The organism is uncultured Erythrobacter sp., assembly GCF_947502395.1.
Taxonomy (GTDB): Bacteria; Pseudomonadota; Alphaproteobacteria; order Sphingomonadales; family Sphingomonadaceae; genus Erythrobacter.
Map to the genome: position 1 here is coordinate 1 of NZ_CANMZM010000001.1, position 25377 is coordinate 25377.

At 55.3% G+C, this 25377-nt stretch carries 27 protein-coding genes; 22 read left to right on the top strand and 5 right to left on the bottom strand.

Translation table 11 applies throughout. The features are described from left to right. Positions 1-796: 796 nt before the first annotated feature. From istA to Q0778_RS00025, 5 genes are all read left to right on the top strand, one after another. Positions 797-2311: an IS21 family transposase gene (istA, locus tag Q0778_RS00005; protein WP_298333134.1), complete on the top strand. Its 1515-nt coding sequence runs from the start codon at positions 797-799 to the stop codon at positions 2309-2311. Next, complete coding sequence (istB, locus tag Q0778_RS00010; RefSeq protein WP_298333136.1) at positions 2308-3036, top strand: IS21-like element helper ATPase IstB; 729 nt, start codon at positions 2308-2310, stop codon at positions 3034-3036. Before istA ends, istB begins: the two co-directional genes overlap by 4 nt. A gap of 134 nt (positions 3037-3170) precedes the next feature. Continuing rightward, positions 3171-3743 carry an SDR family oxidoreductase gene (locus Q0778_RS00015; RefSeq protein WP_298333138.1) on the top strand — a complete coding sequence of 191 codons (573 nt, stop codon included), beginning with the start codon at positions 3171-3173 and terminating at the stop codon, positions 3741-3743. A 587-nt stretch (positions 3744-4330) separates the two neighbouring features. Beyond that, positions 4331-4537, top strand: coding sequence for an AlpA family transcriptional regulator (locus tag Q0778_RS00020; protein ID WP_298333140.1), 207 nt, complete (start codon positions 4331-4333; stop codon positions 4535-4537). Beyond that, on the top strand, positions 4534-4728 hold the full coding sequence (locus tag Q0778_RS00025) for a helix-turn-helix domain-containing protein (RefSeq protein WP_298333142.1): 195 nt from the start codon (positions 4534-4536) through the stop codon (positions 4726-4728). The genes Q0778_RS00020 and Q0778_RS00025 overlap by 4 nt, the downstream gene beginning before the upstream one ends. Before the next feature lie 241 nt (positions 4729-4969). On the opposite strand, the gene Q0778_RS00030 is transcribed toward Q0778_RS00025, so the two are convergent. Then, positions 4970-6883 (bottom strand): cation:proton antiporter, encoded by a 1914-nt coding sequence (locus Q0778_RS00030; protein ID WP_298333144.1) that lies wholly within the window; start codon positions 6881-6883, stop codon positions 4970-4972. 140 nt (positions 6884-7023) lie between these two features. On the opposite strand from Q0778_RS00030, the gene Q0778_RS00035 reads away from it, so the two are divergent. The 3 genes from Q0778_RS00035 (at position 7024) to Q0778_RS00045 (ending at position 9927) form a co-directional block, all read left to right on the top strand. Further along, positions 7024-8205, top strand: a complete 1182-nt coding sequence (locus Q0778_RS00035) for a beta-ketoacyl-ACP synthase III (protein ID WP_298333146.1) — start codon at positions 7024-7026, stop codon at positions 8203-8205. 80 nt (positions 8206-8285) lie between these two features. Next, a complete protein-coding gene (locus Q0778_RS00040) occupies positions 8286-9038 on the top strand; it encodes a phosphatidylserine decarboxylase (RefSeq protein WP_298333148.1) in 753 nt (250 codons plus the stop codon). A 118-nt stretch (positions 9039-9156) separates the two neighbouring features. Next, positions 9157-9927: a phosphatidylcholine/phosphatidylserine synthase gene (locus Q0778_RS00045; protein ID WP_298303380.1), complete on the top strand. Its 771-nt coding sequence runs from the start codon at positions 9157-9159 to the stop codon at positions 9925-9927. 1 nt (position 9928) lies between these two features. On the opposite strand, the gene Q0778_RS00050 is transcribed toward Q0778_RS00045, so the two are convergent. Further along, positions 9929-10210, bottom strand: a complete 282-nt coding sequence (locus tag Q0778_RS00050) for a hypothetical protein (protein ID WP_298302591.1) — start codon at positions 10208-10210, stop codon at positions 9929-9931. A 345-nt stretch (positions 10211-10555) separates the two neighbouring features. Here Q0778_RS00050 and rpsB point away from each other — a divergent pair, with 345 nt between their 5' ends. Both rpsB and tsf read left to right on the top strand, forming a co-directional pair. Beyond that, on the top strand, positions 10556-11329 hold the full coding sequence (gene rpsB, locus Q0778_RS00055) for a 30S ribosomal protein S2 (protein WP_298302594.1): 774 nt from the start codon (positions 10556-10558) through the stop codon (positions 11327-11329). A gap of 87 nt (positions 11330-11416) precedes the next feature. Then, positions 11417-12343 (top strand): translation elongation factor Ts, encoded by a 927-nt coding sequence (tsf, locus tag Q0778_RS00060; protein ID WP_298302597.1) that lies wholly within the window; start codon positions 11417-11419, stop codon positions 12341-12343. Positions 12344-12759: 416 nt separating this feature from the next. On the opposite strand, the gene Q0778_RS00065 is transcribed toward tsf, so the two are convergent. Next, positions 12760-13428: a VTT domain-containing protein gene (locus tag Q0778_RS00065; protein WP_298333150.1), complete on the bottom strand. Its 669-nt coding sequence runs from the start codon at positions 13426-13428 to the stop codon at positions 12760-12762. Further along, positions 13425-14162 carry an SDR family NAD(P)-dependent oxidoreductase gene (locus Q0778_RS00070; protein ID WP_298302604.1) on the bottom strand — a complete coding sequence of 246 codons (738 nt, stop codon included), beginning with the start codon at positions 14160-14162 and terminating at the stop codon, positions 13425-13427. Before Q0778_RS00070 ends, Q0778_RS00065 begins: the two co-directional genes overlap by 4 nt. A gap of 51 nt (positions 14163-14213) precedes the next feature. Here Q0778_RS00070 and Q0778_RS00075 point away from each other — a divergent pair, with 51 nt between their 5' ends. From Q0778_RS00075 to Q0778_RS00130, 12 genes are all read left to right on the top strand, one after another. Next, complete coding sequence (locus Q0778_RS00075; RefSeq protein ID WP_298333152.1) at positions 14214-14744, top strand: Crp/Fnr family transcriptional regulator; 531 nt, start codon at positions 14214-14216, stop codon at positions 14742-14744. Between the two features lie 157 nt (positions 14745-14901). Then, entirely contained in the window at positions 14902-15621 is a 720-nt protein-coding gene (gene pyrH, locus Q0778_RS00080) for a UMP kinase (RefSeq protein ID WP_298302610.1), read from the top strand. 6 nt (positions 15622-15627) lie between these two features. Next, the gene (gene frr, locus Q0778_RS00085; protein WP_298302613.1) at positions 15628-16185 is read left to right on the top strand and encodes a ribosome recycling factor; all 558 of its coding nucleotides are present in this window, start codon (positions 15628-15630) and stop codon (positions 16183-16185) included. An 80-nt stretch (positions 16186-16265) separates the two neighbouring features. Beyond that, entirely contained in the window at positions 16266-16907 is a 642-nt protein-coding gene (gene uppS, locus Q0778_RS00090; protein ID WP_298334819.1) for a polyprenyl diphosphate synthase, read from the top strand. Then, positions 16894-17664 (top strand): phosphatidate cytidylyltransferase, encoded by a 771-nt coding sequence (locus Q0778_RS00095; RefSeq protein ID WP_298333154.1) that lies wholly within the window; start codon positions 16894-16896, stop codon positions 17662-17664. The genes uppS and Q0778_RS00095 overlap by 14 nt, the downstream gene beginning before the upstream one ends. Further along, positions 17664-18827, top strand: coding sequence for a 1-deoxy-D-xylulose-5-phosphate reductoisomerase (gene dxr, locus Q0778_RS00100; RefSeq protein WP_298333156.1), 1164 nt, complete (start codon positions 17664-17666; stop codon positions 18825-18827). The genes Q0778_RS00095 and dxr overlap by 1 nt, the downstream gene beginning before the upstream one ends. A gap of 16 nt (positions 18828-18843) precedes the next feature. After that, the gene (gene rseP / locus Q0778_RS00105; protein ID WP_298303384.1) at positions 18844-19953 is read left to right on the top strand and encodes an RIP metalloprotease RseP; all 1110 of its coding nucleotides are present in this window, start codon (positions 18844-18846) and stop codon (positions 19951-19953) included. Positions 19954-20302: 349 nt separating this feature from the next. Then, positions 20303-22909 (top strand): outer membrane protein assembly factor BamA, encoded by a 2607-nt coding sequence (gene bamA / locus Q0778_RS00110; RefSeq protein ID WP_298334821.1) that lies wholly within the window; start codon positions 20303-20305, stop codon positions 22907-22909. Beyond that, positions 22909-23607, top strand: coding sequence for an OmpH family outer membrane protein (locus Q0778_RS00115; RefSeq protein WP_298302628.1), 699 nt, complete (start codon positions 22909-22911; stop codon positions 23605-23607). Before bamA ends, Q0778_RS00115 begins: the two co-directional genes overlap by 1 nt. Positions 23608-23634: 27 nt before the next feature. Continuing rightward, positions 23635-24114: a 3-hydroxyacyl-ACP dehydratase FabZ gene (gene fabZ, locus Q0778_RS00120; RefSeq protein ID WP_298302631.1), complete on the top strand. Its 480-nt coding sequence runs from the start codon at positions 23635-23637 to the stop codon at positions 24112-24114. A 108-nt stretch (positions 24115-24222) separates the two neighbouring features. Further along, the gene (gene rpmE, locus Q0778_RS00125; RefSeq protein ID WP_298302635.1) at positions 24223-24447 is read left to right on the top strand and encodes a 50S ribosomal protein L31; all 225 of its coding nucleotides are present in this window, start codon (positions 24223-24225) and stop codon (positions 24445-24447) included. Positions 24448-24537: 90 nt separating this feature from the next. Continuing rightward, positions 24538-24864: a multidrug efflux SMR transporter gene (locus tag Q0778_RS00130; protein WP_298333158.1), complete on the top strand. Its 327-nt coding sequence runs from the start codon at positions 24538-24540 to the stop codon at positions 24862-24864. Here Q0778_RS00130 and Q0778_RS00135 read toward each other — a convergent pair. Then, a complete protein-coding gene (locus tag Q0778_RS00135; RefSeq protein ID WP_298302644.1) occupies positions 24861-25334 on the bottom strand; it encodes an MOSC domain-containing protein in 474 nt (157 codons plus the stop codon). The genes Q0778_RS00130 and Q0778_RS00135 overlap by 4 nt on opposite strands. Between the last annotated feature and the right edge of the window lie 43 nt (positions 25335-25377).

Sequence of the window (25377 nt, forward strand, 5' to 3'; positions counted from 1 at the left end):
GAAATCCCCGAACCTGGAAATTTGAAATCAGTCATCGCTACGCGATGGGTCCCATTATGCGGAGACGCGTCACGCAAACCGCGCTTGTAGCGTTCCCAGGTGCTTCGATCACCATTGCCGCCATCTACGACTTTCCAAAACCAGTAGGGTGACCGTCCGCCCAACCCTCGGGACGTTATCTCAAACCACACCTTAGTGCGCAGTTTCCCTATCGGATCAGCATGCGGTCGCCCCTTCGCCATTTGGTCTGCTTATCTGCCAAACAACAACGTGTCCAAAAATGGGTAGCGAATGGCCACCTTAACCCAGCGAATTACTTGCGGCAGGCAGTGGGACGAATCGACTTCTTAAGGGCCAAGCGTGACGAAGTGGGACCACGAGGAAGACAGAATGCAGCAATTAATTGATGCGCACGGACCATTGATGACTGGTCAAGCACTCTGGAGGGCCCTTGGGTTCACAAGTGCCGCAGCTTTTCGAAAAGCACGTTCGCGTGGTCAGGTTGGCGTGCGGGTATTCCACGTCGAGCACAGACGCGGGACCTATGCTTTCACTAGAGATGTGGCTGAATGGCTCGTCAAGCTAGAAGAGGAGACCAGAACATGAGGTAATCCCAAGCAAGAGACCCGGGAAAAACAAAGGCCCCACCGCGCTGGTGAGGCCTCTGTGCGATTGATCGCTTAGCAACATCAATCTGCTCCCAAAACTTCAAAAATGCAACCTCCGAGTTCGGAGAAAGATTCTGCGCGCCCATAATTGGCGCAATGGGAGACGTTCAATGCACCCATATCGTGCAATGCTTTATCAAGTCCTTGAAGGCCGTCTATCGGCCAATGCAATCGCTGCCCAGCGCAATATGTCCCATCATACCGTCAGGCGTGCCATGACGATAATCGAGCAAAAGTCGATTGATCGCCGACTTATCGAGAGTTGGGACGATCAGAAAATGATGACAGAATTCGGCTCTACTCGAAGTGCCCATCTTACCTTCGACGAACCTGACTGGGACGCCGAAGTCGCCTATCTGCGACAAGGGTTCAGCCGTATAGAGGCGCATAATCGGTACGTGGAAAATACCGAGCCTGGCCGCGTGATGAAGTACCGAACCTATTGCAAACGCATCAAAGAACATCTTGCGACGCTCGACCCAGTAATGAGTCTCGATCATCCGCCTGCTTACGCGATGCAAACAGACTTTGCTGGCTATGAACCGAAAGCTTGGGACGGTGAGCCTACCAACATCGTCAAATTCCAGCTTTTCGTTGCCACGTTGCCTTTCTCGCGGTTGATCCACGCATCAATTACGCGGTCGCAGAAGGTGCGCGAGCATATTCTAGCTAACGTCGCAGCGGTTGAGTACTTTGGCGGCACCACGATTGTGATCACACCGGACAATTTGAAGTCCGCAATCATCTCTCGGCCCAGGTTCGGTCCCGCTCGGGTGCAATTAGACTACCAGGCTTTCGCCGACCACTATGGTATGGGAGTAGTCCCGGCCCGCGTTAGGAAAGCCCAAGATAAGTCTGCGGTTGAAAACTCAGTGAAGCTGATTCAGCGCAGCTTGCGCCTGCGGTTCATCAATCGGCCTTTGCCTTCTCTGCCCGAACTGAAGCAAGCGCTCGGCGAAATAGTTGAAAATTGGAACTCGCGCATACTCAGGCGAGCCAATGGCCACAGCCGCCGATCGCTTTTCGAGGCTGAAGAGGAATCCCACCTCCGGCCTCTACCCGAGGACCGCTTCCAGCCTGCGGAGATCAGAGGCGAAGCACTCGTTGGCCGAGATTATCATGTCAGCTGGAAAGGAGCGTACTATTCGGTGCCACATCAGTACATTGGCAAAAAGGTGTCGTTGAGGGCGAGTGATAAGACGGTCGAGATATCCTTGAACGGTCGAGAGGTCGCGGTGCACCCAAGACAATATCAAACTGGCAAACGCCACACTGACCCGCAGCATAGGCCGATCGCGCATGCAGCTCGTGCGGAACAAGATCTCGAAAAGTGGGCGCAGACATACGATGTTGCTGTCAGACAACTTGCTGCTGTCGAAATGTCGAAAGACGTGACCTCACAGCAACGATCACGGCGCACTGCTTGGATAAAAGACCTACCGCGCATCCATTCTCGACGGCGGTTCGAGTTGGCCTGTATCAGAGCTGTGTCTTCCAACGACCTGCGTTTTGAGCATGTGCAGAACGTACTTGAACGAGGGATCGAGGCCTCTCCGAGCGGCTCCCGAGCGTCTGGCAAGTTCTCCCCAGACAAAAACGTAAGAGGGAATGATTACTACGGGAAACAAGGAGATGCGGCATGAGCATTGAAACAGTCCGCCAATCGCTTCGTGAATTGCGACTCGACGGCATGTACGCAGCTCTCAACCAGCAAAGCACTTCAACGGCCTATTCGGAGATGGCGTTCATCGATAGGCTCGAGCATCTCGCAACAAGCGAAAAACTCGAGAGACAGACGCGAACCCGCCAAAGGCTTTTTCGTCAAGCAAAATTCAAGCACAAGTCCGCCGACCCGGCAGACATCCAGTTTGGCGGTGAGAGGGCGCTCGACAAATCACAAATTGCAGAATTGCTCACGTGTGACTGGATCGAGCATACTGACAACTTGTTGATCTCAGGGGCAACGGGGACCGGAAAGACTTGGCTGGCATGCTGTTTTGGCGTGGCGGCGGTCAACAAGGGGCTTTCAGTCAAATACTTCCGAACGAACCCACTTCTTGAGGAGATGCGTCTGTCCCATCACGATGGCTCAATCGCGAAACTCCGAGCGTCGCTTGTGCGGGTGTCACTCTTGATCTTGGATGATTTCGGTATCGCGCCTGTCAACGAGGACGCGAAAGAAGACCTGCTTGATCTATTGGATGGCAGGAGCGACAACGGATCGACCTTGATAGTCGGCCAGCTCGATCCCTCCGAATGGCATAACTACCTGGATTCACCGCACCTCGCTGATGCCATTGTCGACCGGCTAACCCAGAGGTCGCACAAGCTTGCGCTTAAAGGGCCCTCTCTACGAGCACGCCGATAGTCAATATGGTGGCGGGTCCGATTTTGGGCTCGCCATTTCATGCACGTTTTGCCTCTTGCTGGCACGGGGCACCAAGGCCGGCACGGCGTTCAAATGCGTTTGCCAGTCAGTTCGCCATGCAACAACGAGTCTAGTTGGAGGCTGCCTCTACCTTTCACGCCGATGTTTCCGATAGGGATCAAGTCGCCGCGGCATTTGATGAAGCGATTGGGCTCTATGGGAAAATCGACATTGTCATAAATGCGGGCGCTACCTCCACATTTGCTCCGCTGGAAGCAATCACAACGGATGACTTGGAGAAAGCCATCGCGATCAATGTACGAGGCGCATTTAACGTCCTTCAAGAAGCCGCAGTGCGGACTGCGGACGGAGGCCGAATTGTCCAATTTTCAACCGGCGGGACAAAAATGCCAGTCGCAGGCGGTAGTGTCTACTCGGGCACAAAATCTGCCGGAGAGAATTTTGCGCTTGGCTTGTCAAAGGAGCTCGGTTCTCGCCAAATTACTGTCAATGTCATTTCACCTGGGGTTACCGATACTGACGGACTAGTCATGCCGGAAGAGCAGGTGAAGATGCTGATCGGACAAACGCCTTTGGGGCGGCTTGGTCAACCAGAGGATATTGCCGATGTTGTGATGTTTCTCGTCTCACACGAAGGCCGTTGGATTAACGGACAAAACATTCAAGCCAATGGCGGAATTTTGTAGTTTGAGCATCTAACGGAGAAAAGGCAGTGTAAATGTTCCAGCACCAATTGGGGCACTTGCACTGTCTTTCGAAAAAGTTTGCCCAAAATTACGCGCATGAGAAAGAGATATTCCAAACAATATGAATGTCGATTTTGGGTCGGAAAGCTGAAGGTCAGCTTCTCGGTTACCAGAGCCGGAAAGCGGACAGACTGCAATCGGCCCAGTTTCAGTCATTGCGGGCGGCCAGGTTCGACAGCATAAAATTCTTTCGCCCATGCACATTGGAAAATCAGCAAGGATCGAGCTAGTGGCACATACTCAACCGGGTTATCGCAAAATCGAGCAACGTTGGCGCGGAAATCCGTCTTCACCGCTTCAAATCAGCGCATGCCTGCCGCAAAATCGGGTGGAGCGATAAAATCTTACGAGATGAGGACATCGGAGCGGTTTGTCCGCAAGAGTTCCAAATTGTCCATAGACGGTTCAAATCGTCCAAATCGTTGAAGAATTCCTCGACCTTCAACTGCACCCGACCCTTGCACCTTTCGAAAAAGTTCTCATTATGTTCCATGGAGGGGCTGCCAATGTCAATGTGAGAGTGCCCAATGTCCAATACAGAACGCATCATCCGACTGAAGACCGTGCTCGACCGCACCGGTCTCTCCCGCTCAACCATCTACCGTAAGATTGCTGAAGGCACTTTCCCGTCACAAGTGAAGATCAGTGTGCATGGCGCTGGATGGCATGAGTCAGCCATCAATCGCTGGATCGCCGATCCTGCTCACTACCGTGACGAGGAACCGGCGGAATGAGCGGCAATCAACCTGTCGAGCCGATCTGCATCAGGATCAATGACGCTGCCCGCATGATCGGGGTTGGGCGCACAAAGCTTTATGATCTGATCTCCAGTGGCGAACTCGAAACGGTTAAGATCGGCAGGGCAACGCGCATCACGACAGCCAGTCTGCATAAGCTGGTTGAGCGGCATAAGGCATTGAACTGACCAGGACGCTAACTCGCAATTGGACAGTGTCAGAACGTGCCATTATGCTGCACTCAAGCGCTCCAAGAACCGCCCAATTATTCAGCTTTTTGGCCAAAATGCTGAACCGAACCACCGTTAAATGAACGAAAATGTGGGGGAGAGTGTGGGGGAGGATCTCCCTTCGTTCCAAGAACAGGCTTGATATCAAAGTGTTATTTTTCCGGTTCGATTCAAGCCCTGCACCACCTGGCCCTCCGCGCTATTGGTTTTCTGACTTTGCCAGTGTGTCGAATTCGTCGAGCTCTTCCAGATCGTCCTGACCCATGATTTCTGCCATTTGCTGACGGAAGAGCGGATCCCATTCGCTACGCAGTTTTTTGATGACCGCGATCATCTCTTCGTTTTCCCAAGGTGGCGTATCGAAGTCGAAGGCTTCGGCCATGGGCAACATAGTGCTGCGGTCCATCTCCTCGAACTTCTCTTTCATCGCATTCGCGCGCTCGCTTGAGATGCCGAGTGCTTGATAGGCGGAGCGGCCTATTCGCAAGGAGCTGTCGTAGGTTTCACGGATGATATCGCGGCAACCCAGCGACCACAGTTCGAACACGTGACTGCGGTCATAAGCGCGTGCGATCATGTGGACCTGCGGGTGGTTTTTCGCCACATGCGTGACCAGCTTGTTTGTTGCCTCTCTGTCATCGATCGCAATGACCAGGAGGCGGGCCTGCTCAATGCCCGCCGAATGCAGCAGGTCGGGCCGCGATGCGTCGCCGAAATATGTCCGAATGCCAAACTTGCTCAACCGATCGATCTGGGCCGAAGAGTAGTCGATAACCGTTGTACGGTAGCCAGCGGTTTCCAGCATCCGGTCGACGATTCCACCCACTCTCCCGCGCCCGGCCAGAATAATGTCTGATGGTTCATCAATGTCGTCAAAGGCTCGCTCACGGCCCTTCTGGTAGTATCGCAGAATCACCTTGTCATAGAAGATGAAGAGGAGCGGTGTGATCAGCATCGACATAGCGACGATCAGCAGCAATTGTTCGGCGAGCGCGACGGGAAGGACGTGCGCGCCCACAGCAAAACTCAGCAAGACGAAGCCAAATTCACCCGCTTGGGCAAGTCCCAGAGAGAAGAGCCAGCGGTCCTGACCTTTTACACCGAAGAATGTGCCTAGCGCGTAAAGAACCGCGATCTTGGTGCTGACGAGAACGGCGGTCCAGCCTAGCACGCTCATGTAGCTGTCGAACAAAAGGACAAAGTTGATCCCGGCGCCCACTGTGATGAAGAACAAGCCCAAAAGGAGGCCCTTGAAGGGCTCAATGTCGGTCTCAAGTTCATGTCGATATTCACTGTTCGCGAGCACCACGCCTGCGAGGAAAGTACCGAGGGCAGGGGAGAGTCCCACGACCGTCATCAGCAGAGCAATGCCGACCACTACCAGCAAGGCCGTCGCGGTGAACAGCTCGCGCAGCCCCGCCATCGCTATGAAACGGAAGAGCGGACGGGTGAGGTAATTCCCCGCGAATGCTACAAAGGCGATGGCTGCAAGGGTCGCCAGGCCAGCGGCCCAAGCGGGAAGCCCCTCGAGAATATTGATTCCACCGTGATCATCACTGCCATGTTCACCTACCGCCCTCGCAGCCTCAGCAGCGAGCTCAGGGATCGCCAAAAGCGGAATGATGGCCAGCATGGGAATGACGGCGATGTCTTGGAACAAGAGCACCGAAAATGACGACTGCCCGCCTTCGGTTTTCATGAGGCCTTTCTCATCAAGGGTTTGCAGAATGATAGCGGTTGAGGACAGTGCTAGAATCATCCCAACCGCAAGCGCCGTCTGCCATTGGTTGCCCACCAACAGCGCATAACCCGCCATAATCACCATGGTAATGAGCACTTGTCCGCCGCCCAAGCCCAGAAGCCGCACGCGCAGCTCCCACAGCTTTCGAGGCTCCAGTTCAAGTCCGATCAGAAAGAGCATCATCACAACGCCAAACTCGGCAAAGTGCTGGAGCGAGATCACGTCCACTCCGAGTACATCGAGCGCCGGACTGATCGCCATGCCCGCTATCAAATAGCCAAGAACCGATCCAAGTCCCAATCGGGATGCAATCGGAACTGCGATGACGCCGACCGCAAGGAGGATGGTGGCAAGCAGGAGAAAGTCGGTCATGCGCAAGGAGCTATGGGCAATCGGTCCCAATCACAAGCCGTTCGTCCCTAAGGAGTTCTTTGGGCGGCCCAAGATTGATTGTGACTTTGCAGCACAAGGTGGCTTGCGGCGCTTTGTAGGCGGGCCTATTCGTGGGCGTCATGCAAGACACAATAACGAATGAACCATCGTCGCAGAATTCGGGTGAAGGCGTGGCTTTGATTGGCCGGCCTGTCATTTCCGCAACGGGACTCTTTACGCCAACGGAATCGATCACAAACGAAGAGCTGGTCGCTAGCTTCAATGAATTTGTTGACCGCCATAACGCCGAGAATGCTGAGGCGATTGAAGCGGGTGACGTTGAGGCGCTCACCTATTCCTCGGTCGAATTCATTGAAAAGGCTAGCGGAATTAAAGCGCGCCATGTGATGACCAAGGAGCCGATCCTAAATCCAGACATCATGGCTCCGCGCTTTGAAGAGCGTTCGAATGACGAGCAATCGATGATGTGCGAGATCGGAGTGAAGGCAGCGCGGCAGGCTCTTGAGCGGGCCGGGCGCGATCCCAAAGATGTCGATGCGGTCTTGTGCGCAGCCTCCAATATGGAGCGCGGCTATCCCGCCATGGCAATTGAGATTCAGCAGGCTCTCGGCATTGATGGCTTTGGCTTTGATATGAATGTTGCGTGCTCATCGGCGACATTCGGAATTCAGACCGCAGCTGATTATGTGCGCGCAGGAAACGCCAAGAGTGTACTGGTAGTGAGCCCGGAGATCACTTCAGGCCACCTCAATTGGCGCGACCGAGACAGCCACTTTATCTTCGGTGATGTGGCGACTGCCGTACTGGTCGAGGATGCAGCGCTTGCTCCAGCGAACCATTGGGAAATCCTTAGCACCAAGCTGAAGACCGTGTTTTCGAACAATATTCGCAACAATTTCGGTTTCTTGAATCGCGCTACCCCTGAAGGTGTTGGCAAGGCCGACAAGCTCTTCGTCCAAGAGGGCCGAAAGGTGTTCAAGGAAGTGGTGCCGATGGTTGCGGATATGATCATTGAGGAGGCCAAGCGTCTTCGAATGGATCCGAAAACGCTGCGTAGGCTCTGGCTCCACCAGGCAAATGCGGGTATGAACCGGCTGATTTCGCAGCGTGTTCTAGGGCACGAGGCCAATGATGATGAAAGCCCGACGGTGCTCGATACCTATGGCAACACATCGAGCGCTGGATCGATCATTGCTTTCCATTTGAATAGTGAAGATTTGGACGTGGGTGACACCGGTCTGATCTGCAGCTTTGGTGCTGGCTACTCCGCGGGAACGGTCTTCGTTCGCAAAATCGCTTAAACCCATCCGGGTATTGTAAATTGCACTTGCTTGTGAGCCCTGGTTGTTCAGGGGGCGAGCAGTGCCTAAATGGTTGATCTATGGCTGGTGAAATTCTCGACAATCAGGGCCGCGGCGAAGCAAGCTGGGGTTGGCCTGCAATCCACCCGGAAGGGCGCAAATATGGCGTGATCGCAGCCGCGATTGCGCTGGTCCCGCTAATTATTTTCGATCTTGAACTGATCGGCTGGCCCTTGCTGTTCCTATCGCTGGGTGTTTTCGCCTTTTTCCGCGATCCAGAGCGCGTGGTGCCTCAAGATGACAACTCGATTGTCGCTCCTGCCGATGGATTGGTTACACTGATCCAGACGATGGAGCCGCCGCAGGAGATGCTTGGCAATGATGGTTCGGGAGTTCCCGGCCTTCCAAGCGGACCTGTGACCCGTATTTCGATATTCATGAGCGTTTTCGACGTGCACATTAACCGCGCGCCTATCGCTGGGACCGTTCAGCGCCTCGTCTATATTCCGGGCAAGTTCGTGAATGCCGACCTGGATAAGGCAAGTGAAGAGAATGAGCGCCAGCTAGTTCTGATTGAGCGCACTGATGGCTTAATGATTGGCTTCACGCAGATCGCAGGTCTCGTCGCGCGGCGCATCGTGCCGTTCGTGAAGCCAGGCGACACGGTAGCCAAGGGCCAGCGCGTGGGTCTTATCCGCTTTGGTAGCCGGGTGGATGTCTACCTTCCCGCTGGCACACAGCCAAAGGTCCTCATGGGTCAGCGTATTGTTGCTGGCGAGACGGTCCTTGCCGAGGTTGGCGCGAGCGTGCTTATCGAAGGGATAGCACAATAGCTGCGTTGAAGAGCCTCTTATGAGTGAGCCGTCGTCACCAAGCGAAGGTAGCCTTCCAGCTGCGCGGGTTGGTCCAAAGGCGGCCGAGGGCGATGAGGCGCTCCCGCTTGAAGAATTGATGGACGACACGGACAGCGTCGAGGAGCGGACTGGGCTCTCTTTGCGCGCCATGCTCCCCAATGCGATTACAGCGGCGGCGCTTTGTGCAGGGCTTACAGCTGTGCGATTTGCCATCGATGAGAATTGGTCTTTTGCCGTCCTCGCCGTTGTTGTGGCTGGGGTGCTGGATGGGATGGATGGACGGATTGCTCGGCTCTTGAATGCGCAATCGCGTTTCGGAGCAGAGCTGGACAGTCTGGCCGATGCGCTTTCCTTTGGGATGGCTCCGGCGCTGATCCTGTTTTTGTGGTCGCTTGAAGACCTTACTCGCTTCGGATGGTTCGCGGCGCTAGCCTATGCGATCTGTTGTGCACTCCGGCTCGCGCGCTTCAATGCGCAGATCGATGTTGAGGACCAGCCGCACAAATCCGCTGGCTTTCTTACAGGTGTACCCGCGCCAGTTGGTGCAGGGCTGGCTTTGACACCGCTATGTCTATGGATTGAAACGGGGATGGACGTATTCCGTGAGCCCGTCTTTATCGCCGTCTGGATGAGCGCAATCGGCGTGCTCTTCATCTCCAATATGGCAACACTCAGCTGGACCGCTGTCCGACCTCAGCGTGATGTGCGCATTTGGCTGATTGCGTTTGTGGCCATCATGTTTGCAGGCCTTCTGCTAGAGCCGTGGTGGACATTAAGCGCGATTGGCGCAGGCTATCTGGCGCTCATGCCTTATTCACTCATCCGATATGGCAAGATCAAACGAGAACGCGCTCGCCAGCAATCCTAACTCAACCGAGTGCCTGAATCGAACCAAGGTTCGAGCGGCGCGCACCGGCGAAACCGCTTTTACGAGACCGCGCTTGCGGAGTACGGCGAGCTGAACGGTGTAGCGGTTGGCGAAGTCTGACTTCACTCGCTTCGACTTGAGGGACAAACCCCGCCTCGAGCAATTCGCGTTCGCGAAACACGCTCCAAAACGCCGAACGAGCACGCAGCCACGTGTCGAGAAGGCTTAGCGCGGTGGCCAATGTGACGATCACAAAGAGTGCGGTAATGCAGGCGATAAGCATGGCGGTGTGTCCTCATAAGATCCGGCACTCCAATCCTTGAGAGCTCTGCTGTCGGATCGCTTTGTTAGTCTACGTTAGTTTCCCTGATTTGGTTACATGTTCCTCTAATGTTCCCATTGAGTCAAGCGTTTTGTTCTTCTTGTGTTCTGATCAGTGCACTAAGCACTAGATTTTGTGGGGAAGGGGCTCTATGTGCCGCGCACTCGTTTCGGATGAGGCGCGAATCACTCGCGACTCACGCCTGAGCGAAATTCACATGGAAGGCGCATCATACCGGTGCCAAAGCGGGATCTCCGCTGCGGTCTCCACGCCCTTCCAGAGGACTAACCGGAAAGGAACTATCCTATGGCGACCACTACCGTCACCATGCAGCAATTGATTGAGGCCGGCGCACATTTCGGCCACCAAACCCACCGTTGGAACCCGCGCATGAAGCCGTATATCTTCGGCGCACGCAACGGCGTTCACATTCTCGACCTTTCACAAACCGTTCCGCTTTTCGCGCGCGCTCTAGACTTCGTTGAGCAAACTGTTCGCGCTGGCGGTAAGGTTCTGTTCGTGGGCACCAAGCGTCAGGCGCAAGAGCCTATCGCTGAAATGGCGCGTCAATCGGGTCAGCACTTTGTGAACCACCGTTGGCTGGGCGGTATGCTCACCAACTGGAAAACCATCAGCGGTTCGATCAAGCGTCTCAAGACCCTTGAAGAGCAGCTTTCTGGCGACACCAGCGGCTTCACCAAGAAAGAAGTTCTGCAACTCACCCGTGAGCGTGACAAGCTTGAGCTTTCGCTTGGCGGTATCCGCGATATGGGCGGCGTTCCGGACGTGATGTTCGTGATCGACGCTAATAAGGAAGAGCTCGCGATTAAAGAGGCGGCTGTTCTCGGCATTCCGGTGATCTGCGTGCTCGACACCAACACCGACCCAACCGGCATCGCATTCCCAGTGCCCGGCAACGACGACGCGAGCCGCGCCGTGCGTCTTTACTGTCAGGCTATCGGTGATGCGGCGAATGCTGGCCGTGGTCAGGCTGTTGAGACTTCTGGCGAAGACTTCGGTGCGATGGATACGCCTCCTGCCGAAGCAGCTGCTGAAGAAGCACCAGCCGCAGAAGCGTAAGCAACGCGTCACAATTTCAAATTAGCGGCGCTGGGCAGACCCTCCCTAAGGGCACCCGGCGCCCCCAAACACACAAAGGAAATCACCATGGCTGCTTTTACCGCTGCTGATGTGAAAAAACTGCGCGAACTTTCTGGCGCAGGCATGATGGATGCAAAGAAAGCCCTGACCGAAGCCGATGGCGACATCGACGCAGCGGTTGACGCTCTGCGCGCAAAAGGCCTTGCAACCGCTCAGAAGAAATCAAGCCGTACGGCTGCTGAAGGTCTCGTTGGCGTTGCCGTCGAAGGCACGCGCGGCGTGGCTGTTGAAGTCAACTCGGAAACCGACTTCGTTGCTAAGAACGACCAATTCCAAGACTTCGTTCGCAGCACGACTGCTGCTGCGCTTGGCGTGGACGGCGACGATGTGGAAGCGCTCAAAGCTGCTGGTTACCCCGGCGGCGGCACCGTTGCTGACAAGCTCACAGACAACATTGCAACCATCGGTGAGAACCAGCAGGTGCGCCGCATGAAAACCGTCGCTGTCGAAAGCGGTGCGGTCGTCTCTTATGTCCACAACGCGGCGGCTGAAGGCCTCGGCAAAATCGGCGTTCTGGTTGCTTTGGAAAGTGACATTGCTGCGGACACGCTTGCGCCATTTGGCAAGCAACTCGCCATGCACATCGCCTCAATGTTCCCGCAGGCTCTCAACGCTGACGGTCTTGACGCAGATGTCATCGCCCGTGAGCGCGCGATTGCACAAGAGAAGGCAGCAGAAAGCGGCAAGCCTGAGAACGTGCAAGAGAAAATGGTCGAAGGTGCGATCAAGAAGTTTGCCAAAGAGAACGCCCTGCTTTCGCAGATGTTCGTGATGGACAACAAAACGTCTGTCGAAGACACCGTTGCCAAGTTCGGTAAGGATAATGGCGGTTCGGTCGTTCTCAAAGACTACGTCCGCTTCCAACTTGGCGAAGGCATCGAGAAAGAAGAGAGCGACTTTGCGGCGGAAGTGGCTGCTGCTGTAGGCGGCTAAGCGCTTCATCCAATAAGCCAATTCAAGCGGCCGCCGGACCCACGGGTTTGGCGGCCGCTTTGCGTTGAGGGAAGGAAGCGAAGCAGCGCCCAGACCGGGGTTTAGTTCATAAGTTACAGCCTAGAGCGGGACATGAACCAAAGCCGGATCGCCGTTGGATATAGGAGGACGGCGAAGCGAAGCTAGCAGGGGTTTCCCGTGTAAGAAAAGGTTGATGGTCGATGCGCTTGGCACGAAATGTCCGAGCCTCGCAAACACTGCTCATCACACAGGTAATATCGCGCTTGAAAACGCTTTACTCCAAGGATTATGCGCCTTTGGGCGTCAGGACCCTAACACGACAAAATTCCTTTAGGGTTCTGAACGCCATTCCATGTTTTGAGTTGGGCTTAGTGGATACTCGTCTTTAGCGAGAATTAGGCCAACAGTTTCGATCCCGCGCCCATCCAGTATCTGCGATAGATAAACCATCCGGCCCACATCACCGCGTAAAGGCCCAGTGCGGCAAATATTGCGGGGCGTGGGTCATCCAAGGTGCTGACTGAGCCAGCGTAGGCGGCAATTCCCATATAAGGCAGCGTACCCACGCTCCAGAACATCGAAAATCGCCTTAGCGACATGCGGGTTAGCCCTGCCATACAGGCTGTGACCTCAGGCAAAATGGGGGCAGCGCGCGCCAGCAGGATCATTCCAGGGCCGTGCGCTGAAAATGCCTCGCGCATCTCATTGCGCTGGACCGGATCGCGAATAACCTTTGAAAGCGCGCCTTCGCCCCATTTGCGGCAAATTGCATACCCTCCAAAAGCGGCAAGAGCTGAACCGATCATCGCAGCCAAAAGGCCAGTTTCAAAGCCAAGGAAATAGCCGGCAAGGATGACAATCGTCAGCGTGGGGACCGCGACAAACAGGTCGATGAACAACAGCGCGATCACAACCATCGCGACGGTTGCGACTGATAATGTGCTGGCCATTTCGAGCCAGTTTCGCACATTGTCTTCGGTCAATATGCCGAGCATCCGGCCCAATATGAAAGTGGAGGCAAAGATTGCGGCGAGCGTGAGCATGATCTTAAGGAGGGTTTTCATGATTCACCTTTCTGCATGATACGGTTAGCAAGGAAGGGGGAGATGCGGTTGATCAAGCGCAGGAGCTTGACCTTACCAATGTCGAGGTCTGGCCTACCGCTCTCGATTTGCGCGATGATTTGATCCGCAACGCTGGCAGACGTGATTTTGCCCGAACCGCGCCCTTTCGTCATTGGCGTATCGACCAAAGGCAGGAAGGCCTGCTGTATCGCGATATTGGTGTGTGATAATTGTGCGCGTAGGCCGCGTGTCAGATTATCCAGCCCCGCCTTGGTCGCGCAATAGATCGCAGATTCGCGTTTCGGTACGATCCCAAGGCCCGAATTGACGTTCAAAACGAAGGCCTCGGGCCGCTGTGACATCCCCTCTAATAGGCCAGAGATAAGCTCTGCAGGGCTGATGAAGTTGATTGCAATCTCTTTGGCGATCGAACTGTGATCGAAATCGTCGGCACCAAAAAGCGGCAGGAATTGCACCGCTCCGCAGTTGATCAAACCGTCAACGCCGTGGGAATGCCGCTCTTTGATTTTAGCGAGGGCATCGGCAACACTCGCAGCACTGGAAAGGTCGGTTGGGATATGCTCGAGGCCGGCATTATCGACCTTCGGTGCAATCGCAGGTGCGCCGCGCGATAGGTTGATGACTGTGTTGTGCTCAACCAACCGTGAAAGGAGGTCAAAGCCAACGCCGGAACTTCCTCCCGTCAAGACGATTGTTTTGTTCTCAAGTTTCATGGGTGTAGGGTATGGCTACACTCGCAGAGGCTGTAATTAACCGAGGTTCATTTGTCGAAATTTCAAGACCTTGTGATCCAGAATGGCCGTGAAATTGCGGTCAGGCCCGGCGATCATCTGTTTAACCAAGGTGACAGCGATTCGAACGTCTACTTCGTCAAATCTGGGATACTAAAGGCCTATTACATCCGGGCAGATGGGAAAGAGCACATCAAATCCTTTTTGCCCGAAGGGTCGATCATCGGCAGCATGGTCGCGTTGGTGGACGATGACCCATGCAGCTTTAGCCTAGTCGCAGTTGAAGATGGCGCGGTTGTTGGATTGCCTTTTTCCAGATTGAAAGAAGCGGCAAGGCAAGACATCGGATTGGCCAATGTCTTGATCGATTTTCTGTCGGTTTACGGAAAACGCAAAGAACGTCGCGAGTATGAACTTCTCAGTCTTTCGCCAGAGGAGCGATATTCTGTGCTTCTAGAAGGCATGCATGATGTGGCGGAGCGGGTGAACCAGGCAGATTTGGCCGCATACATAGGTGTGACGCCGCAGGCATTGAGCCGGATCAAGCGACGCATCAAATCCTAGCTATCCGCTGCGCGCGAACGGAGAAGGCGTGTGCGTTTTCTCGCTTCGTTGGCGAATATTCCATTCGCGTATCTGCACACCACCCCCCTTGGCATTATCGCCCCTGCCGGATAAGGGCTCGGGCAGCGCCAATTCTCTATCGGAGACCGACCTCGTCATGACCCTTCCACCCATCAAACGCGTTCTCCTTAAGCTTTCAGGCGAAGTGCTGATGGGGAACCAAGAGTATGGCATCGACCCGGAGTACGTTGCGAGGCTCGCCGAGGAGGTGAAGGCGGCCAAGGACAACGGCATCGAAGTGTGCCTTGTCATCGGCGGTGGCAATATTTTCCGCGGCATATCGGCAGCGGCCAAGGGGCTCGATCGGACGACCGGCGACTACATGGGCATGCTGGCAACGGTCATGAACGCGCTGGCGATGCAGAACGCGCTGGAGCAGCTCGGCGTGCAGACACGGGTGCAGAGCGCTATTCCTATGTCCAGCGTGTGTGAGCCTTACATTCGCCGCCGGGCAGAGCGGCACCTTGAAAAGAGCCGGATCGTGATTTTTGCCGCTGGCACCGGCAATCCGTTCTTCACCACCGATACGGGCGCTGCGTTGCGTGCGGCAGAGATGAATTGCGACGCGCTGCTCAAAGGCACTAGCGTTGACGGGGTCTATGACAGCGATCCCAAGCATAATCCGGATGCGTCCCGCTTTGACAGCATCTCTTACGACCGCGTGCTCGCAGATAATCTTAAGGTTATGGACGCAACCGCCGTTGCGCTTTGCCGCGAGAACAATATCCCGCTAGTGGTCTTCTCAATTCGCGAAAAAGGCAATGTCGCCAAGGTGCTCTCAGGCGAGGGCACACAGACGATTGTACAAAAGGACTGATGAGCAATGGCTCAGTATGACAAGGCAGATATCGAACGCCGTATGAGCGGCGCTGTGGAATCGCTGAAAGGCGATCTTTCCGGGCTACGCACGGGGCGCGCGAACACCGCGTTGCTCGATCCGGTTGTGGCAGAAGTTTACGGCGCGATGATGCCACTTAGCCAGGTTGCAACGGTCTCAGCGCCTGAGCCGCGTATGCTGGCTGTGCAAGTATGGGACAAGAGCAATGTGAGCGCGGTTGAGAAAGGGATTTCCAAAGCAAATCTGGGCCTCAACCCGATGACCGATGGTCAAACGATCCGTTTGCCCATGCCTGACCTAACGGAAGACCGTCGCAAGGATCTTGCCAAGCTTGCTGGTGAGTATGGTGAAAAGGCCAAAGTGGCTGCGCGAAATGTCCGCCGTGATGGTATGGAGAGCCTAAAGGCTGACGAGAAGGCCAAGGAAATCTCCGAGGATGAGCGCAAGCGGCTTGAGGACGAAGTTCAGAAGCTGACCGACAAGCATGTTGCCGATATCGATGCGGCGATTGAAAAGAAGGTTCAGGAAATCCTGACCCAATAGACATGGCTGGGACGAGAGGGTTCTAGAAAGTGAGCGTGGACGAGAGCGCAGAGAGCGGCGCCAGGCACGTCGCCATCATTATGGATGGCAATGGTCGCTGGGCGAAGAAGCGGGCTCTGCCGCGTGCTATCGGTCACCAGCGCGGGGTAGAAGTAGTGCGCCGGCTTGTCCGTGCTCTCGAGCCGATGAACCTCGATTGCTTGACGCTCTATGCCTTCAGTTCAGAGAATTGGAAACGGTCTGAGGATGAGGTTGATGACCTGATGAACCTCATGCGCCGCTTCATTAAGTCGGATCTCGCTGAGTTCGTGGCGAATGATGTGAAGCTCAAGATCATCGGCGATTGGCGCAGCCTCGCGCCCGATATCGTCGGCATGCTCGAAGATGCTCTGCAACAAACCGCCAATGGCAAACAGACGCTCGCAGTCGCGCTCAATTATGGTTCTCAGAACGAAATTGCGCGCGCTGCCGCCAAAGCCGGGGCCATCGGTGAGATCACGCCGCAGAGCATTGCGGCGCAGCTTGACACAGCTGACTTGCCGCCGCTGGACTTGTTGATCCGCACCAGTGGTGAAGTACGCCTTTCGAACTTTCTGTTGTGGCAATCGGCCTATGCCGAGATGCTCTTCGTTGATACGCTGTGGCCTGACTTCAAACCCGAGCATTTGAGTCGAGCATTGCAAGACTTCGCGCAACGGGAGAGGCGCTATGGCGGACGATAAAAGCACAGCTGCCCCCCATCCCAAGGGTACTGCAGATTTGGCTGTTCGCTTCGTTTCTGCGATTGCGATGATTGGGCTTGTCGTGATTGCGCTGTGGCTGGGCGGCTGGGTCTGGATCGGATTCGTGATCCTGCTTGCAGGGCTTGTCTTATGGGAGTGGAACCTGCTTGCGCGTGGGTTCTGCAAATCGCCCGTCGCTGAAGTCATTTGGCAGTTCTTTGGCGCGATCTACGTGGGGGCAGCAGCCCTTGCGATGATTGCGGTCAGAAATGGATGGGGCTTCCTTCTTGGAGAAGGTGCGTCCCTTGGTTATGGCCCGTGGCCGGTCCTTTTTGCATTCATGGCACCCATCGTTGCAGTCGATGTTGGCGCGTATTTCTTCGGTCGTCTAATTGGTGGTCCTAAGATTGCCCCGTCGATCAGCCCATCGAAAACCTGGGCCGGTTTTGTAGGCGGCGCCTTTTGTGCGGCGCTTGTTGCGGTGGCAGTGGAGGCGACGGATTTTGGACCCGCCGCCGCAATGGCAGGTTTCTCAATTGGCAGTCTACTTGGTGCAGTAGTCGCAGGCGTGTTCATCGCCGTTATCGCGCAAGCGGGAGACTTTTTCGAAAGCTGGATGAAGCGGCGTGCTGGCGTCAAGGATTCCAGCAACCTTATTCCTGGTCATGGCGGTGTGTTTGACCGGCTCGATGGCTTTATCGCGGTGTTCTTTATTCTGTTCCTTCTCGCCTTTGTTCCGGCCTTTGTGGGCTTCTGATGAGCCGCACGATTACTCTACTGGGGGCGACTGGCTCAATCGGAGCCTCGACGTTGGACCTCGTCAGGCGCAATCGCTCAGAATGGCAGGTTGAGGCACTGACGGCGAACTGTTCTGCCAAAGAGCTTGCCGTCTTGGCGCGCGAATTCGGGGCGAAGGTCGCGGTGGTGGGAGATGAAAGCTGTCTGCCAGACTTGCGGGAGGCGCTCGCTGGAAGCGGGGTCGAGGCTGCTGGTGGACCTGAGGCCCTGTGCTATGCCGCGCAACGTCCGGTGGATATGACAGTGGCCGCGATTGTTGGGTGCGCTGGTCTTGCTCCAACAATGGCTGCGGTGGAACGTGGCGGGACTATCGCGCTCGCCAACAAAGAGGCTCTCGTCTCAGCAGGGAATGTGATGATCAGCGCGGTTGCCAAGCACGGTGCCATCCTTCTGCCGACCGATAGCGAACACAACGCCATCTTTCAGTGCCTTTCCGGCGGCAAGATGGAAGATGTGGCCAAGATCACTTTGACTGCGAGCGGCGGTCCGTTCCGCACCTGGGACGCAGCAGCCATTAATGCTGCGACGCCTGAACAAGCGGTGGCGCACCCCAATTGGTCGATGGGCGCAAAGATCAGTGTCGACAGCGCGACCATGATGAACAAGGGCCTTGAATATATCGAGGCTCATCATTTGTTCCCGGTTGGTCTCGATAGGCTGGGCATCGTCGTCCACCCGCAAAGTATCATTCACTCCATGGTCGAATTCCGCGACCGTTCGACGCTTGCGCAGCTCGGACCATCGGATATGCGTGTTCCGATTGCATCCTGCCTTGCTTATCCTGAAAGGATGGAAACGCCACTAGAGCCATTGAACCTCGCCAACATTGGTGAATTGACGTTCCAAGCACCCAATGAAGACCTTTTCCCCGCCACCCGCATCGCGCGCGAAGCGATAGAGACGGGCGGGGCGTCTCCTGCGATCCTCAATGCGGCCAACGAAATCGCGGTTGAAGCTTTCCTCTCTGGTCAGATTGGGTTCAGCCGCATTACGGCAGTAGCCGAAGCGACGTTAGCGCGCTATGACGCGCCGTCACCGAGCACCCTTGAAGATGTGCTCGCAATAGATAGCGAAGCGCGTAAACGCGCCGCTGAGGCTTTGGAGCACGCACCCCTTGTTTGAATCGCCCCCTTTCTGGATGTACTTTGTTGGCTTCCTGCTTTTGCTGGGCCCGCTGGTGACGGTCCATGAGCTCGGTCACTATCTTGTTGGCCGTTGGTTTGGTGTGAAGGCTGAGGCCTTTTCCATTGGTTTTGGGCGAGAAATTGCTGGCTGGACTGATAAGGCTGGCACGCGCTGGAAACTCTCTTGGCTGCCACTTGGCGGATACGTCCAGTTCAAAGGCGATATGAATCCGGCGAGCATTCCGAACGCCAATGCGCCGCTTGAGGGCCACGCCAATGACGGCAGTTTCCAAAACGCGAGCCTTTGGAAACGCGCTTTGATCGTGGCGGCTGGGCCAGTCACAAACCTGGTCGTCGCAATCGCAATTTTTGCCGCGTTTTTCGCAATATACGGCAATCCAACGATTGTCGGCGCAGAAGATTCACGCACTGTAGGCGAATTTTCCGAAGAATCGGTCGCGCGTGATGCAGGAATGGAGATTGGAGATACGATTATCGAGGTCGACGGGGAGGCCGTGGCTGATTTCGACGAAATTCGTACCCAGATTCTGCTTTATCCGGGCAAAGACATGGTCGTCACTGTTGTCCGCGACGGCGTTGAAGTCGACCTTCCGCTTACCACTGCGCGGGTCGAGGAGGCGGATGCGTTTGGCAATGTGAGCGTTCTAGGGCGCATTGGCGTCGGCCCAGCGGGTGGACAATACGAATTTCAAGAGGTTGGGCTGTTGGCCTCGATCCCTCTAGCTGCCGAACGCTGCTGGGAAATCACAGGTATGATGATTACTGGCATTCAGCAAATCGTCACCGGAGAACGCTCGATCAAAGAGCTAGGTGGCCCTGTAAAGATTGCGAAATACTCCGGTGAGCAAATGAGTTTGGGCTTTCTTGCCTTTGTGAATTTCGCGGCGCTCATCTCGCTTAATTTGGCATTCATCAACTTCTTGCCAATCCCTGCTCTCGATGGCGGGCACTTGGCCTTCTATGCCGCTGAAGCGATCCGCCGCAAACCGGTGGGGCCTGAAGCGACGGAATGGGCCTATCGGGCCGGCATCGCGGTCGTCCTTTTGTTTATGGTGGTAGTCACTGTGAACGATGTGACTTCCCTGCCGCTGTTCGGCAGCTAACAAAGCTGCTGTTATTCGGTAGTCAAATGGGGCCTTGCTTCGCGGACGATCGTCGTTAGACGGGCGGCTAATCGGGGAAAGGAAACGGGTGATCTTGGATTGCCCGGTCATAGTGCGCTTAGGCCGCTTGACCGTTGCGACCTGCATCGGGCAGAGGCGGTGGGTGTTTAGGGAAGGCAAGGCCTGCGGGCCGCGCCAAACGCGTTTCGGGCAGGCGCATTGAGTACGGGTACGGGATAAACCATACATGAGTCTTTGTGAGCAAGCAGGCGTCAGCCTTGCGTCTTCTAAAATCGTGAAAACCAAAAGTTCGATCGGCCGCTTCGGGCTTGCTTTGTCCGGTGCAACCATGCTGGCTGGCGTGCCGTTTGCTGCTGCAGCTCAGGAAGCCACGCCAAATACGGCACAACCCACACCAACTCCAGCCCCTTCGACTAATACGATCCGTTCGATCAATGTGATTGGTGCGGAGCGTCTCGAGCCTACTACAATCCTATCCTACATTCGTCTGCGCGTCGGGCAGGAATACACTTCGGCTGCTGCTGACGAAGCGCTCAAGGATCTGGGTGCGACTGAGCTGTTTGCCAATTTTTCGATCCGCAACGAAGACGGCAACGTCGTTATCAACGTGACGGAAAACCCGGTGATCAACCGGATCGTGCTTGAGGGTAATGATCGGATCGACAACGACAAGATCCTGCCCGAAATCAGACTTGCCCCGCGTCAGATATTTACCCGATCAAAAGTGCGCGCCGACGTGGCCCGCATCATCGAACTGTACAAGCGGCAAGGTCGCTTCGCAGCGACTGTCGAGCCGCAGCAGGTCTCGCTCCCGCAGAATCGCGTCGACATCGTTTTTGAGATCACCGAAGGGCCCAAGTCCAAGGTTCGTCAGATCAACATTATCGGGAACGAGAAGTTCTCTGATGGCGAATTGCGCAGTGAGATGGTGACGAAGCAGTCGCGCTTTTTCCGCTTCTTCAGCTCCAACACCAGCTACGATCCCGATCGTCTAGCCTTTGACCAACAGAAGTTGCGTCAGTTTTACCTGACCGAAGGCTATGCCGATTTCCGCGTTGTCTCTGCAGTTGCAGAGCTTACCCCTGATCAGCAGGACTTCATCATCACCTATGTGGTGGAAGAGGGTGAACGCTATAACTTCGGGGAGGTTGAGGTTGACAGTCAACTGCGCGACTTTGACGGCGACGCGCTTGCGACCGGTCTCGGTATCCAGTCTGGCGACTTTTACAACGCGAAATCGGTTGAAGATACGGTCGAATCTCTGACCGAGCTGGCCGGCCGATTTGGATATGCCTTTGCTGACGTTCAGCCCCGCTTTAATCGCAATCCTGAAGACTTGACGATGGATATCACATTTATCCTTCGCCAGGCTCCGCGCGTTTACGTCGAGCGCGTCGATGTAAACGGCAACACTTTGAGCCAGGACAAAGTCATCCGCCGTGAGTTCCGTATTTCGGAAGGCGATGCATTCAACTCACTTGGAGTTCTGCGGACCACTGCACGAATCAATTCGCTGGGCTATTTCCAGGAAAATTTTGAAGTCAGCCAGGTCGAAGGCTCCGCACCTGACCGGATCGTTCTGGAAGCCAATGTCGAAGAGCAGCCCACTGGTGAGTTGCAGTTCTCGGCGGGTTTCTCGTCGATTGAACGCTTCATTCTTGCCGGTTCCATTCGACAACGTAACTTCCGCGGAAGAGGCCAGACCGTTGGGCTTTCGCTGAACTTCTCGCAATTCTCCCGCTCAGCGCAACTAAGCTTTACCGAGCCATATCTCTTTGACCGGAACATCTCGGCTGGCGCCGACATTTACCGGCGCGACTTCAACAGCTTTAACCGCTTTGATGGCGAACGTAACAACACCTTTGAACAGGCTACCACTGGCGGGGCCTTCCGCGTTGGAGTTCCGCTTACCGAGTTTATGTCGGTGGTTGGTAGTTACACGCTCAACTACGATGAGGTCAGCCTTGATGAAGGCATATTCTTCACTGACTTTAACCTCGACGGTATTCGCGGCAACAGCCCGGAAGACTTCTGCGATCCATTGCAGGCAGGTCGTTTCCTGTGCGATCAGCTCGGTGACCGATTGAGCTCAATCCTCGGATTGAGCTTGAATTACAACACGCTCAATTCTGGTTTCCGGCCGACACGCGGACGGCTCATATCGCTTAGCACCGAGTTTGCTGGTCTTGGCGGGGATGTCCGTTACCTGCGCTTTCGTGGGCGCGCGCAGCAGTTCTGGGACGTGGCAAATTCTGGGTTCATATTCTCGGTCTCGCTGGAAGGTGGCACGATCTTCCCGCTTCGGGAACGTGAGGGGGCTGGCGTTGACGATGTCTTCCTGACCGATCGGTTCTTCCTTGGAGAGCCACAATTCCGAGGATTTGATATTCGCGGTGTGGGGCCTCGTATTTTGAGGCAGAATGTCGCTACGGAAGGCGGAGTTCTTATTCTTGATGATGCCGGCAACCCAACATTCATCACTGATCGTGACAGTGTACGTGACGATGCGATTGGCGGCCGCAATTACTACCTCGGGCGTGCCGAGCTTGAGATCCCTCTTGGAACGGGTGCGCGCGAGTTGGGCCTGCGACCGTCGATCTGGCTAGACGTTGGCGCGCTATGGCAGGTTGAGCAGCCTGTACTACAAGATCAGCCGCAGTTCATTGAGCTTGTCTCCAATGATGATGGTACAGTCAGTCAAGTGCTCACAACCAACCCTATCGCTGCTGATGGTGAGACGCAGAACCAGGTCAACTTCCTCTCTTTCCGCGAGATCTTCGTTGGTGATTCGCCCAGCCCTCGTATCACCGCAGGGATCGGCGTGAACTGGAATTCACCGTTTGGCCCCTTCCGTATCGACTTCGCTCAGACCATCCGCAAGGTTGAGGGCGATGACGACAAAACACTCACGTTTAACGTAGGAACACAATTCTAATGACACGTTTTACCAAAACGCTTCGCGCAACCGGCATCGCCGTTGGAGCCTTCATCGCAGCCGCTGCTACTCCTTCAGCCGCTCAGGTTGAAGGTCGGATCGCAACCGCTGACATCAGCCGCGCAATCATCAGCACAACAGCGCTTCAAACCGCCTACAACCAGATCGGTACAACATATTCGGCGCAGATTGAGCAGCGCACAACCAAGCAACAGGAGCTATCGCAGCTGCTCCAGCCGTTCGACACTAACAGCAATGGACAGCTCGAAGAGAGCGAACTTGGGGGCGTTCAAAACTCACCCAACTTCACCCAGATTCAGACGCTTGAACAAGAAGTCGCAGCACTCACCAATCAGGTCAATGCAGCGCGTGTCTTCGCGGTTGAGCAGATTTTTGCACAATATCCCGCAGCACTCAGCGAAGTGGCTCAGCAACAACAGGTTGTTGCAGTGGTCGTGCCCGAATCTCTGCAATTCGTAGCGGAAGGCGCGGATATCACGCCGCTTATTACGACTTCATTGAACACCAAGGTCCCTTCGGTACAGATTGTTCCACCGGCTAATTATCGCCCGAATGCGAACGCTGCTCAGATCTTCCAGGATATCCAGCAGACTCTTCTGCGCGCTCAGCTACTCCAACAGCAACAACAAGCTGCGCAGCAAGGTCAACAGCCAGCCACTGCTCCGGCAGGTCGTTAAGGCATGAATGGCGAATAGGGGCAGGGCATGAGTGAAGACGCGAATCCGTCGCAGCCGATCACCGACTACGACATTCACAAGATCCTGAAGGCTCTGCCACATCGCTACCCGCTTTTGCTTGTTGATCGGGTGCGCGAAATCCATTTGAATGAGCGTATCCATGCGGTGAAAGCCGTCAGCATGAATGAGGAGTTCTTTCAGGGGCATTTCCCGAGTTCTCCCATCATGCCTGGTGTCTTACAGATTGAGGCACTGGCTCAGGCTGCTGCCATCCTCGGGATCGAGACTCTGGAACTTGCGGGTACAGGCAAGCTCGTGATTTTCATGGGAATCGACGGAGCCAAGTTCCGTGCACCTGTGACCCCTGGTTGTCTGCTCGATCTTGAAGTGGAGTTCCTCCAGCAGCGCCGCACGATCTACAAATTCAAGGGCCGGGCGAGCGTTGAGGGCAAAACCACCTGCGAATGTGAATTCACCGCGATGATTGCGGATCCGCCGAAGGACTGATTGAGCGAGCTTTGGCTTGCATTTTTCTGTGGCAGCGCTATCTGCGCGCCTTCTCCAGATTCATAGCACCGCCGGTCGGTACCGGCGAAAGCTCAAAGGATATGTACGATGAAAGCCGAAGGGCACCCACAATATCACATGATCACGGTCAAAATGACCGATGGCACAGAGTTCCAAACCCGCTCCACTTGGGGCAGCGAAGGCGACACGCTGGCGCTTGACATTGATCCAACCAGCCACCCGGCTTGGACTGGCGGCAACCGTCAGATTCAAGAAGGCGGCCGCGTTGCTGCGTTCAACAAGCGCTTTGGTGGTCTTACGCTTAAGAAGTAAGCGCATATCCATTATGATAGTTGATTAGGGCGGTCCAATCTGGGCCGCCTTTTTCTTTGCGCGGTTTCAATGTCCGGCTAGTCTCTTTGTATGAACGCTTGGATATTTCTCGCAATAGCCATCACGCTCGAAGTCGCGGGCACCTTCTTGCTCAAGCTCTCCAACGGGTTTGAGAAATGGGAATGGGGCCTCGCCTCAATCGCCTGTTATTCCGCCTGCTTCTGGGCATTGGCCCCGGCGATGAAGATTCTGCCCGTGGGGATTGTCTATGCAATCTGGTCCGGGGTCGGGATCGTGGCGGCGAGTTTGATCGGACTATTCGCCTTTGATGAGCGCCTCGGCGCGATCCAGTTCGTATTTATCGCGATGATTTTGATCGGCGCTGTGGGGCTCAATCTCAGCGTGCAGAACGGCTAAACGCGTTCGAGCGGGATAAATGGGCCATTTGGAGGCTCCACCCGGATCACATCTCCCGCACACACCTCCCCGCTCTCAAGCGCCACGCACATAATCCCTGCCTTGCGTTCAATTCCGTGCGGCGTTTTGATCGCAACCTCCTTGAGAAGGCCGGGGGCAAACGCATCGATCTGGGCGCAGGGGTTGCGAAGGCCAGTTACGCGAAGGACCGCCGCTTTACCCAGGTGAAGAAGAGTGTCGCGTCCCAGTGAGAGCAGATCGAGGCCCCGTGTTGTGATGTTCTCACCCAAATCACCCGGATTGATGGCGATCTCTTTTTTGGCCAGCTCTTGGAACAATTCGGCATGCATCAGATGGACCTGTCGCAGATTGGGCTGGGTTGGATCAGTGCGTATACGGCTGAGGTGCTGAACCCGCTCGCCCGAATGCGCATCGCCTTCGACACCTTGGCCAGCGATAATTCGGATCAAGGGGGAAGGTCGCTTTGAGAATGCGTGCGCGCTGTCTTTGTTG